Origin of the sequence: Bradyrhizobium sp. HKCCYLRH3099 (assembly GCF_051167855.1) — a bacterium.
GTDB lineage: Bacteria > Pseudomonadota > Alphaproteobacteria > Rhizobiales > Xanthobacteraceae > Bradyrhizobium.
The window spans coordinates 355,210-367,156 of record NZ_JBNPTW010000001.1 but is presented as its reverse complement, the minus strand read 5'-3'; the positions used below and the strand labels follow the sequence as shown (position 1 = coordinate 367,156).

Genomic DNA, 11,947 nt, shown 5'->3' with positions numbered 1-11,947 from the left:
CCAGAGTTGTGTCCACGATGAGCAGTGGACAATTTGGCCGAGGGAGGAGGAATGATGCGCCGCACGAATCTACGTCGGATACCTATGGAGCCGGGCGGCGAGCGAAGAAGTTAGAAGTCTGTCATATAGTCGCGGTCTATTCAGCGCCCAGATGGGCGGCGTAGGGGGCGCCGTGGTGCGAGCCGCTGCTGCTTCCGTCGCATTGCAGGGACGAGCCGGTGACAACTGCTGAGAACGTGCTGCCGTGGAAAAACGCGCCCGACGCCGTGGCTTGCAACTATGCGCTTGGCCATTTGTTTCGCAATGTTCCGGCGTGCCTGACGATCGACGGACGCATTCATGCCGAGACCTACATGTCCGCTGTCGGAGCGATCGCGGGTTATGCCGCTCAGCGCACGCTGTTTGCGGCCAGCCCGCCTGTTGTTGGGGGCAATATCAACCGGCTGACCGTCAAATCCGGCGACGAATATTGGTTTGGCGATTCCCTCAACAACATGCTCGTGCCGGAAACGCAGGCCGATGGAAATCGCTGCGTCTGGTCGCTGGCAGCTGGCGGCGCTCTCGGAGCAGGCCTGAAGATCGAGCAGATGCCGAAGCTGGGTGCAATGTTCGAACATGTGGCGTCGACGATTGGTGGACCCGATGAAGGCAGGTCATCGGTCCCTGCACCGCACCAGGCTCACGTAGCGGCACGCGATCTATTGAAGGCGGTTTGGCCGGTGGCAATAGTCTGTTTCGCCGGAAAAATCCCTGGCGCCGGTCGCGAGTTCGGCATCGCCCCAATCGCGTGGTGGTCTGCGATCGCTGCGCAGGCAGCAAGCCGTCCCATTCATGATGTGAGAGGCGTATTGTCTCCAGATATCGCGCTGACCTTGTTGATGGAGTCGGCCATCTACTGCAGCAAGCTTGACCAGGCACGTATCGAAGCGGCCTAGCTGCTGAACGCCTGATGTCTGCAAGACAGCCGTCCAATTGGCGGCCGCGGTAGGCGCCTCACGCGTCGACCAGCCCCGGCTTGCCCGCGAGCGTGACGAACGACCGCGCGGTCGACACCGTGCCGTCGGCGACGCTGATGCGGTCGACGACGCGGTAGTCGGCCTGCCAGCGGTTGGGCGTCACGACATGGCGGATGTAGCCGCGCTGGTTGCTGAAGAACTTCAGGTGCGGATTGTTGGCCATCAAGGTCGGCTCGTTGTCGTAGCGCGCGAAGCCGTCACCGTCGGACGAGATCGAGGTCGCCAGGAATTCCACGCCGACGCAGGGCGAGGCCGGGTTGCGCCAGTCCTGCTTGAGTTCGAGCGCGACGCCCTTGTGCAGGTCGCCGGTCAGCACCACCGTGTTGGTGATGCCGGCCTCGCGCAGCATCTGCATGACGCGGTCGCGCGCGGCGCTGGCGCCGTCCCATTTGTCGAGGCTGCGCAGCGGCGCGTCCGACGACGGCAGCCATGGGAACGAGCGCCAATCGAACGGGGCGAACATCACCTGCTGCGCCAGCACCTGCCAGGTCGCGCGGCTGCCGCGCAGGCCGTCGGCCAGCCAGCGCTCCTGCTGCGCGCCCATCATGGTGCGATCGGGCTCGCTGGCCTCCGCACAGTCCTTGATGCCGTCGCCGCAGGGCTGCTTCGAGCGGTATTGCCGCGTGTCGAGCACGGCGATGTCGGCGAGCCGGCCGAAGGCGAGGCGTCGATAGGCGAGAACGTCCGGCCCGCGCGGCAGCTGCGCCCGCCGCACCGGCATGTGCTCATACCAGGCCTGGAACGCGGCCGCGCGCCGGAACAGGAATACCTCCGGCGGCGTATCGCGGCTGTCGCGGTCGCCGGCCCAGTTGTTCATCACCTCATGGTCGTCGAAGCTCGGCAGGAACGGGCACGAGGCGTGCGCGGCCTGCAGGTCGGGATCGGTCTTGTAGAGCGCATAGCGCTGCCGGTACTCAGGCAGCGTGTAGCAGGTAGCGAAGTTCTTCGGCATCGGGCGCGGCAGCGCCACGCCCTTGTGGTCGGCGGCATAGGGATGTTCGTAGATGTAGTCGCCGTAGTGGAAGACGAAGTCGAGCTGGTCCTGCGCGATCGCGCGCCACGCCGTGTAGTAGCCGCGATCCCATTCCTGGCAGCCTGCCGAAGCGAAGCGCATCTGCGCGACGTCGGCGCCGGCCGCGGGAAAGGTCCGCGCACGCCCGACCGGGCTCTCCGCCTCGGGCAGGCGGAACCGATAGTAGTAGTCGCGCCCGGGAGCGAGGCCCGCGACCTCGACATGCACGGAGTGCCCGAGCTCCATGCGGGCGATCGCAAGTCCAGACTGCACGATGTCCTTCATCCCCGCATCGCTGGCGACCTCCCAGCTCACCTCGCGGGGCAGCGCGATCATCCCGCCGCGCGGCTGCAGCGGCTCGGGCGCGAGCCGGGTCCAGATCACGAAGCCGTCGGGAGCGGGGTCACCGGAGGCGACGCCGAGCGTGAACGGGTTGGATTTCAGCGCCGGCGTCTGCGCCCGCGCGATGTGCGTGAGCGGCGCGCCGAGCGGCAGCAGGCCGGCCTGCAATGCCATGCGGAGCAATGTTCGCCGGTCGAGGCCGGAGCTGATCGGGAATCTGGGCATGGCGGCAGTCTAGCCGCCGGAGCCGCGCCTTGCATCAGGCTTCGCAAGGCCGTCTCCTCCTGGGCCTTGTCTGTCACGGAGTCATGACAGCAGATCGCAACGGTCTTGACGCCGTTGATATGTCACCTGCACGACGGGCAATCTCCGCATGGCGCGCATGTCCAAACCGCCCGTCGTGCCAGTTTGTCGCGCATGCATCCCTTGCCTCGTCGGGCAAATCACCCTCACAGTCTCGCGCATCCCGGCTCGCTGAAGAGGGACGTTTCGCGATCGTCACGAACGTCGAGCCGGAGATGCGATGGGCGCGTCGCTCTGCAGCCTGATGTCACAGTCGGGCCGACGAACGGAGTGAGGCGACGGCGAAGTGGTGTGGTCCTGGTCTCCCGACGCTGAGACCAAGCCGGTGGTGATGATCCGCTGGTGACGGGGGCAAGACAGCCGGTCCCCGGGGAGAGCACCTATAACCCGCAAAACCGTCGCGCAGGGAAGGCCGGATATTGGGCTGAACCTGTGGTTCTGCCGCGTGCTTATTTGCTGCACGCGGACCGCGGGTGTCAGTCGATACCCGGTCTTCCCTGCGCCTCTTCGTCCAGAGAAGAGGTTGGCCGAATGCAAAGCTCGGGCGCAAGTCGCCGCGGGATCGCTTCGTCATATCCGCTGTTTGACGCGTCCAGGCCAATGCACATCCAGCGGACGATGTCATGCAGTGACATCAACGGAGTCGGTGTGATGACACCAGATGACGGCATCGTGAACGATCCGTTAGCAGCTCGACGAAAGCTTGAGAATATGCGCGCCGGGAGAGGCCAATCGGAGGCAAGGCGCCTCTCGACCGCGTCGGAGCGGGACTGATGAGCAGCGAACTCCGCGAAAAAATGTCGCGCAGTCTGCAGCGTCACTGATCCGTAACGGATATGCGGTCGTCTTATCGTGGCGGGCTCATGCGCTATCTCGTGGCCCGCGTCGAATGGGAGGACCGCGACAAAGTGCGCAGCCGCCGTCGATGTCCTCGGCGTCGTTGTCGCAGGCGGCGTTTTGTTCAGGAAAGAAGCTGGCCGGGAGCTAACAGGTCACCTATGTAACCGCCGCACGAAAGTTCGTCAGCTCGCGACCGTGGTATACGGCGCGCCAAGTTTGTGAGCGACGACCTGGGGCAGGGCGACCGGTCATTCTTCGATGATCGGACCGGCCCTGAATCGACCCGGGAATGATGCGCGCCGCGAAGTAATCAGATGGGCTTCATGTTGAAAGAGCAGTTGATCCGTTCTGCCGGTGCGATGGTCTGTGGCGCATCGCTCCTGACGCTTGCGGCGTGCAGTGACCGCAATGCCGCCTCGGCGCCGGGAACCGGTAATCCTCCGGAGGTTGGCGTCGTCAATGTCATCTCGGCGCCGGTGACCTTGACCAAGGACCTGCCGGGACGGATCACGTCGATGCGGATTGCGGAGGTGCGTCCACGCGTCAGCGGCATCGTCGTCGAGCGCAGCTTTCAGCAGGGCGCGATGGTCGAGGCGGGCGCCGTGCTCTACCGGATCGATCCGGCTCCGTTCGAGGTCGAGCTCGAGAAGGCGCGCGCCGCGCTCGCCAAGGCCGAGGCCGTGCTCTATCAGGCGGACCGGCAGGAAGATCGACTGAAGAATCTTTTGAAGGGCGAGGCGACCACGCAGGCGCAGTATGAGCTGGCCGTCGCGGCGGAGCGTCAGGCCCAGGCCGAGGTCGCCGCGCAGAAGGCCTCGGTGGCGCAGGCCCAGCTCAATCTCGACTGGGCCACGGTGCGGGCGCCGATCTCCGGCCGCATCGGACGTGCGCTGGTGACCGAAGGCGCATTGGTCAATCCGAACGAGACGACGCATCTGGCGACCATCCAGCAGCTCGATCCTGTTTATGCCGACTTCACGCAGTCCGTGGACGAGCTGAATCAGTTGCGGCGTGATCTCGCCGAAGGCCGGCTCAAGAGCGTGTCGCCGGAGGCGGCGCGGGTCCGTCTCGTGTTCGACGACGGCTCGACCTATAAGCATGCGGGACGGCTGCTGTTCTCCGATGTCAGCGTCGATCCGTCGACGGCCAAGGTCACCTTGCGCGGCGAGTTTCCGAACCCGGAGGGCGAGCTGCTGCCGGGCATGTATGTCCGCGTTCAGATCGAGGAGGCGATCGACACTGCGGGCATTGTCGTGCCGTCGCAGGCCGTGCAGCGGACGACGGCCGGCAACAGCGCCGTCTACGTCGTCAACAATGAGGGGCGGGCGAACCTGCAGCCGGTGCGGCTCGGGCGTTCGCTCAACGGCGGCATGCTGATCGAGGATGGTCTCAAGCCCGGCTGGAAAATCGTCGTCGACGGCTTCCAGAAGTTCGGGGCCGGCAGTGCGGTCACGCCGGTGCCGTGGAAGATGTCGGTCGCCGACAAGCCGTCCGCTGCGAAGTAAACGTGGCCCGCGGCCCGGAGAGCATCTGTCATGTCACCCTTTTTCATCGCACGTCCGATCTTTGCCTGGGTCGTGGCGATCTTCATCTGTCTCGGCGGCATCCTGTCGATTCCGTTCCTGCCGGTCGCGCAATATCCGATCATCGCGCCGCCTTCGATCTCGATCTCGACCGCTTATCCGGGCGCGTCGACCGAGAACCTGTATTACAGCGTCACGCGCTTGATCGAGGAGGAGCTCAACGGCGCCGCCGGCATCCTGAACTATGAATCGACCAGCGACACCACGGGCGAAGTCGAGATCATCGCCCAGTTCAAGCCGGGCACCGATATCGAGCTCGCCGCGGTCGACGTGCAGAACCGTATCAAGCGCATCGAGCCGCGTTTGCCTGAGGCCGTGCGCAAGCAGGGCATCGTCATTCTTGAGGCCTCGAGCGCCATCCTGCAGTTCGTCACGCTGACCTCCACCGATGGCAGCCTCGACGAAATCGGTCTCGGCGACGTGGCCACCCGCTACGTGCTGCCGGAGCTGCGGCGCCTGCCGGGCGTCGGCCGCGCCCGTCTGTTCGCCACCGAGCGCGCGATGCGCATCTGGCTCGATCCCGACAAGCTGCTCGGTCTGGGCCTCACCGCGCAGGACGTCGATGCCGCGATCGCGGCGCAGAACGCGCAGGTCGCCTCCGGCATTCTCGGCGTGCCGCCGTCGCCCAGGGCCCAGCGCACGCAGAACACCGTGCTGGTGAAGGGGCAGCTCGAATCGCCGGAAGAGTTCGGCAACATCGTGCTGCGTGCCAATCTCAATGGCTCCGCCGTCAAGCTGTCAGACGTCGCCAAGATCGAGGTGGGCGGCCTGACCTACGCCTTCTCGTCCTGGCTCGACGGCAAGCCGGCCGCTGCGGTCGCGGTACAATTGGCACCGACCGGCAACGCGCTCGCCACGGCGACGGCGGTGAAGACTCGCATGGCCGAGCTCGCCGCGTTCTTCCCGCCGGGCGTCAAATACGAGGTCTCCTACGACATCACCCCGGTCATCGCCGCCTCCGTCAAGAAGGTGCTGATGACCCTGGGCGAGGCGGTGATCCTCGTCTTCCTGGTGATGTTCCTGTTCCTGCAGAACATCCGCTACACGCTGATTCCGACCATCGTGGTGCCGATCGCGCTGCTCGGCACCTGTGCGGTGCTGCTCAGCCTCGGCTTCTCCATCAACGTGCTGACGATGTTCGGCATGGTGCTCGCGATCGGCATCCTGGTCGACGACGCCATCGTCGTCGTCGAGAACGTCGAGCGCATCATGGCGGAGGAGGGGCTGTCGCCCCGCGAGGCCACCGTCAAGGCGATGGAGCAAATCACCGGTGCGGTCATCGGCATCACGCTGGTGCTGATGGCGGTGTTCGTGCCGATGGCCTTCTTCCCGGGCTCGGTCGGCATCATGTATCAGCAGTTCTCTGCGTCGATGGTGGTGTCGATCGGCTTCTCGGCCTTCCTCGCGCTGTCCTTGACGCCGGCGCTGTGCGCAACCCTGCTCAAGCCGATCGAGAAGGGCCACGGCCACGCCAAGCGCGGCTTCTTCGGCTGGTTCAATCGCTGGTTCGGCCGGGTGACGGAGCGCTACACCGGCGCGACGCGCTGGGTCGTCGCCCGCGGCGGCCGGTTCATGATCATCTACGTCCTGCTGCTCGCGGGCCTCGGCTATTCGCTGTGGCGTCTGCCGGGCGGCTTCCTCCCGGTTGACGACCAGGGCTTTGTGATGGTCGACGTGCTGACGCCAGCCGACGCCAGCACCAACCGCACGCTCGATGTGGTGCAGACGGTGGAGAAGAAGCTCGCGGAGACGCCCGGCATCGACACGGTGTCCTTCATCGCCGGCTTCAGCTTCTACGGCCAGGGCTCGAACACGGCGCAGGCCTTCGTGACGCTGAAGGACTGGTCGGAGCGCGGCCGCAACGAGAGCGCGGACGCCCTGATCGCGCGTCTCAATCCGGAACTGGCCAAGATCCGGGACGCCGAGGTCTCGGTGCTGGCGCCGCCGCCGATCGACAACCTCGGCAACACGTCGGGCTTCAGCTTCCGTCTGCAGGACCGTTCGCAGCGCGGCTATGACGCGCTGATGGCGGCAAAGGACCAGTTGTTCAAGGCCGCCGCGGAATCGCCCGTGCTCGGCAAGCTCAGCGTCGAAGGCCTGCCGCCGGCGCCGCTGGTGCGGCTCGAGATCGACCGCGCCAAGGCGGCCGCGCTCGGGGTGACCTTCGCCGCGATCAACGGCGCGCTGTCGACCAGCCTCGGCTCGAACTACATCAACGACTTCCCGAATCTCGGGCGCATGCAGCGCGTCGTCGTCCAGGCCGACGAGGACAAGCGCACCAAGCCCGATCATCTGCTGACCTACAGCGTCCGCAACAATGCCGGCGAGATGGTGCCGTTCTCGTCGTTCGCGCGCATCGCCTGGTCGGTCGGTCCGACCCAGGTCGTCGGTTTCGACGGCTATCCGTCGGTGCGCATCACCGGCAATCCGAAGCCCGGTTACACCTCGGGCGACGCGATCGCCGAGATGGAGCGGCTCATGGGCACGCTGCCGAAGGGCTTCGGCTACGCCTGGACCGGCCAGTCCTTGCAGGAGAAGCTTGCGGGATCGCAGGCGGTCTTCCTGCTCGGTCTGTCGATCCTGTTCGTGTTCCTGTGTCTCGCCGCGCTGTATGAGAGCTGGGCGATTCCGTTCGCCGTCATGCTCGCGGTGCCGCTCGGCCTGATCGGGTCGGTCGCCGCCGCCTGGCTGCGCGGCCTGCCCAACGACGTCTATTTCACGGTGGGCGTCATCACCATCATCGGCCTGTCGGCCAAGAACGCGATTCTCATCATCGAGTTTGCCAAGGACCTCCGGGCCCGCGGCACGCCGCTGATCGAGGCGACGGTGACCGCGTGCGAGCTCCGCTTCCGGCCGATCATCATGACGTCGCTGGCCTTCATCCTCGGCGTCGTGCCGCTGGTGATCGCCACCGGCGCGAGCGGCGCCAGCCAGCAGGCGCTCGGCACCGGCGTGCTCGGCGGCATGATCACGGCGACCTTCCTCGCCGTGTTCTGGGTGCCGGTGTTCTTCGTGATGGTGATCCGGTTCTTCACCCGCGGCAAGGAGACGGTCCCCGCCGGAGCCAAGGAGGAGGTGCCGTCGGCGGCGCATTGAGTCTGATGCGGCGGCCCAGGTCCGCAGTGCGGATCTGGGCCGCTCCCATGAGAGGAGGGCGCCGGAGGTGGCCGAGATCGGCGATCCCGCGTCCGGCCGGCGGCCATATCCCTGATTCTGCTTCTAATTCCGAACTGTGGGATGAGGGGCAGCCCTGCCGAAAGCCGCTTTTCGCCGCCGAAACAGCCGTGTTAGAAGGCCGCCAACGGTCACGATATCGGGAACGGGCGGGAAGCGCATGAAGGACATCCTGGACACCCTCGAGGAGCGGCGCAAAGGCGCCAAGCTCGGCGGCGGCGAGAAGCGTATCGAGGCGCAGCATGCCCGCGGCAAGCTGACGGCCCGCGAGCGCATCGAACTGCTGCTCGACAAGGGCTCGTTCGAGGAGTTCGACATGTTCGTCGAGCACCGCTCGACCGAGTTCGGGATGGAAAAGAACAAGATTCCCGGCGACGGCGTCGTCACCGGCTGGGGCACCGTCAACGGCCGCAAGACCTTCGTCTTCGCCAAGGATTTCACCGTGTTCGGCGGATCGCTGTCCGAGACCCACGCGTTGAAGATCACCAAGCTGCAGGACATGGCGATGAAGGCGCGCGCGCCGATCATCGGGCTTTATGATGCCGGCGGCGCCCGCATCCAGGAGGGCGTCGCGGCGCTCGCGGGCTATTCCTACGTCTTCCGCCGCAACGTGCTGGCCTCCGGCGTGATCCCGCAGATCTCGGTGATCATGGGCCCCTGCGCCGGCGGCGACGTGTATTCGCCGGCCATGACCGACTTCATCTTCATGGTGAAGAACACCAGCTACATGTTCGTCACCGGCCCGGATGTCGTGAAGACCGTGACCAACGAGGTCGTCACCGCCGAGGAGCTCGGCGGCGCCTCGGTTCATGCGACGCGTTCCTCGATCGCCGACGGCGCCTTCGACAACGACGTCGAGACGCTGCTGCAGATGCGCCGGCTGATCGACTTCCTGCCGTCGAACAATTCCGACGGCGTTCCGGAATGGCCGAGCTTCGACGACATCGAGCGCGTCGACATGTCGCTCGACACCTTGATCCCGGACAATCCGAACAAGCCCTACGACATGAAGGAGCTGATCCTGAAGGTCGTGGACGAGGGCGACTTCTTCGAGATCGCGGACATGTTCGCCAAGAACATCGTCACCGGCTTCGGCCGTATCGCGGGGCGCACCGTCGGCTTCGTCGCCAACCAGCCGATGGTGCTGGCCGGCGTGCTCGACTCGGACGCGTCGCGCAAGGCGGCGCGCTTCGTCCGCTTCTGCGACGCCTTCAACATTCCGATCGTCACCTTCGTCGACGTGCCGGGCTTCCTGCCGGGCACCGCGCAGGAATATGGCGGCCTGATCAAGCACGGCGCGAAGCTCTTGTTCGCGTATTCGCAGTGCACCGTGCCGCTGGTCACCGTGATCACCCGCAAGGCCTATGGCGGCGCCTTCGACGTCATGGCCTCCAAGGAGATCGGCGCCGACATGAACTACGCCTGGCCGACGGCGCAGATCGCGGTGATGGGCGCCAAGGGCGCGGTCGAGATCATCTTCCGCGCCGACATGGCGGACCCGGAAAAGATCGCCGCCCGCACCAAGGAATATGAGGACCGCTTCCTGTCGCCGTTCATCGCCGCCGAGCGCGGCTATATCGACGACGTGATCATGCCGCACTCCACCCGCCGCCGCATCGCCCGCGCGCTCGCGATGCTGCGCGACAAGAAGATGGAGATGCCGGCGAAGAAGCACGACAATCTGCCGCTGTGAAGCGGGGGAATGGGGGGCGGAGGAGGTCCCCGATTTGAAGTCTCACGAAATCGAAGGGCGCGGCAGCTTTCCCGCTGCTGTGCTCGGCGCGGCAATCTGGCACTTCCGTGGACCCTGGCGTTAAGCATCCGGCTTAACTAACCTTTAATGATGGGTTTGCGGGAACTGGGCCGTTGGCCTAGCTTTGATGGTCAAGGCAGGTGAGTGCGTAGGGTAGAGGTCGCGTATCATGGCTGATAGAACATCGGCGTTTTCTTATCGGGTTTGGGTTGCCTGCGCAGGGGCCGCCGCGCTGATGCTGTCGTCGCAGGCCGCCTCGGCCGGTTCAGGCGCTGCGGTGGCGGCGCCGATCGCCGCTACGCCCGCTGCACCGGGCCACATTGCGCCGCCGATGACTATCGTCCGTCCGCACCACCGCGGTTATCGGCCCTATTTGCCGGCGACCGGCGCGTTTGCCTATGGCGGCACCGGCGAGCCGGTGATCCAGCAGATCCCCGAGCGCACCTCGGCGGACGTGCGTTACACCTATACCTACGACGTGCCGTGGGACTGGGCGCATCGCTATCCGCCGAACGTCGTGCCGTCCGACCGGCCCTATGTGTCGAGCTGTCCGATGCAGACGGTGACGGTGCCGGGACGCCGCGGCGGCGATCACAGCGTCACGATCACGCGCTGCTATTGACGGCTTGAGCCAGCTCAATGCGGTCCGCGTGAGCGCAGCCTAGACATCAACGAATACCGACCGGCTTCGCTCGCGCGAGGTCGCGAGGTGACGAGGCCCGGACTCCTAGGCACTCCGGGCCTCGTTGTCTTTCTGCTAGTCTTCCGCAGGCGCCCGAGTCGGCGCGGGGAGGCTGCGATGATCGGAACGATGACGTGGTCGTGGCGCGCGATCGTGCGGAGCTGTCTGGCGCTGGTGCTCTTTGTTACAGCGGCTGAAGCGGCCCGTGCCGACGAGACCATCACGGTCGGCGGCTCGCGTGTGGCGCTGATCAGGCCAAAGGCCGTGCGCGCCAGCGTGATCCTGCTGCCCGGCGGCGACGGCGCCATCAATGTCGGCGACCACGGCGACATCCACGGCCTTCTCGGCAATCAGTTGGTGCGAACGCGCAACGCCTATGCGTCCCGCGGGCTCGCGGTGATGATCGCCGACGCCAATACCGACCTCAAGGCGGCCGTCGACTATATGGCCGCGATCAAGCGCCCGGTGACGGTCATCGGCACCAGCCGCGGTACCTTGCGCGCCGCCGAGGGGATCGCGCGCGGTGCGCGGCCGGACGCGCTGGTGCTCACCTCCGGCTTCCTCAGCCCAGAGTCCGGCAGTTCGTCGAACGTGATGTCGATTTTGGGCTCACCCGCGGCGCTGCCGCGCACGCTCGTCATCCATCACACCAATGATGCCTGCAAGGTCACGATGCCGGCCGGCGTCGAGCCCTTCATCAAATGGTCCGGCGGCCGCGCCCGCGTCAAATGGCTGTCGGGCGGCGCGGAAGAGGGCGATCCGTGCCAGGCCCGTGGACATCACGGCTTCAACGGGCTCGATGGACAGGTGGTGTCGCTGGCCGCAGGATTTCGCTGAGCCTTTGATCGCTGGTAGGCTGTGGCGCCAAGACCAATAACAACCCGGAGGAACCCATGCCCGCAGCCATCTTCGTCGTCCGCGCCACCGTGCCCGATCCGGCCAGGCGCGACGCATTTGACCGCTGGTATCGCGACGTCCATCTGCCCGACGCGATCAAGAGCTTTGGCGTCAGCAAGGCGTGGCGCGTCTGGAGCCTCACGGATCCCGCCGTGCATCAGGCGATGTATCAGTTCGACGACGCCGTCGCGATGGAGCGGGCGGTGGGCGGCGGCGAGATGAAGCGGCTGATCGCCGACTTCAATCGCGACTGGCCCGACGTCACGCGCACGCGCGAGAGTTTCGTGCTGGCGCAAATTGTCGGGGCCTGAGCCGCAGTCGGCGGCCCTTGCACCGGCATCATTC

General features: G+C 65.8%; 8 protein-coding genes. 7 read left to right on the top strand and 1 reads right to left on the bottom strand.

Going from position 1 to position 11,947, the window contains the following annotated elements; genetic code table 11:
• Positions 1-218: 218 nt before the first annotated feature.
• Entirely contained in the window at positions 219-935 is a 717-nt protein-coding gene (locus ACQR1Y_RS01725) for a hypothetical protein (RefSeq protein ID WP_434878128.1), read from the top strand.
• Between the two features lie 58 nt (positions 936-993).
• Here ACQR1Y_RS01725 and ACQR1Y_RS01720 read toward each other — a convergent pair whose 3' ends face one another.
• The gene (locus tag ACQR1Y_RS01720; RefSeq protein WP_434878129.1) at positions 994-2,595 is read right to left on the bottom strand and encodes an alkaline phosphatase D family protein; all 1,602 of its coding nucleotides are present in this window, start codon (positions 2,593-2,595) and stop codon (positions 994-996) included.
• A 1,241-nt stretch (positions 2,596-3,836) separates the two neighbouring features.
• On the opposite strand from ACQR1Y_RS01720, the gene ACQR1Y_RS01715 reads away from it, so the two are divergent.
• From ACQR1Y_RS01715 to ACQR1Y_RS01690, 6 genes are all read left to right on the top strand, one after another.
• Positions 3,837-5,018: an efflux RND transporter periplasmic adaptor subunit gene (locus tag ACQR1Y_RS01715; RefSeq protein ID WP_434878239.1), complete on the top strand. Its 1,182-nt coding sequence runs from the start codon at positions 3,837-3,839 to the stop codon at positions 5,016-5,018.
• 30 nt (positions 5,019-5,048) lie between these two features.
• Positions 5,049-8,192 carry a multidrug efflux RND transporter permease subunit gene (locus ACQR1Y_RS01710; protein ID WP_434858731.1) on the top strand — a complete coding sequence of 1,048 codons (3,144 nt, stop codon included), beginning with the start codon at positions 5,049-5,051 and terminating at the stop codon, positions 8,190-8,192.
• 238 nt (positions 8,193-8,430) lie between these two features.
• The gene (locus ACQR1Y_RS01705; RefSeq protein ID WP_434878130.1) at positions 8,431-9,963 is read left to right on the top strand and encodes an acyl-CoA carboxylase subunit beta; all 1,533 of its coding nucleotides are present in this window, start codon (positions 8,431-8,433) and stop codon (positions 9,961-9,963) included.
• A 229-nt stretch (positions 9,964-10,192) separates the two neighbouring features.
• On the top strand, positions 10,193-10,645 hold the full coding sequence (locus ACQR1Y_RS01700; RefSeq protein WP_434878131.1) for a hypothetical protein: 453 nt from the start codon (positions 10,193-10,195) through the stop codon (positions 10,643-10,645).
• Positions 10,646-10,822: 177 nt separating this feature from the next.
• The gene (locus ACQR1Y_RS01695) at positions 10,823-11,542 is read left to right on the top strand and encodes an alpha/beta hydrolase (protein ID WP_434878132.1); all 720 of its coding nucleotides are present in this window, start codon (positions 10,823-10,825) and stop codon (positions 11,540-11,542) included.
• Positions 11,543-11,598: 56 nt separating this feature from the next.
• Positions 11,599-11,913 carry a hypothetical protein gene (locus ACQR1Y_RS01690; RefSeq protein ID WP_434878133.1) on the top strand — a complete coding sequence of 105 codons (315 nt, stop codon included), beginning with the start codon at positions 11,599-11,601 and terminating at the stop codon, positions 11,911-11,913.
• Positions 11,914-11,947 lie beyond the last annotated feature (34 nt).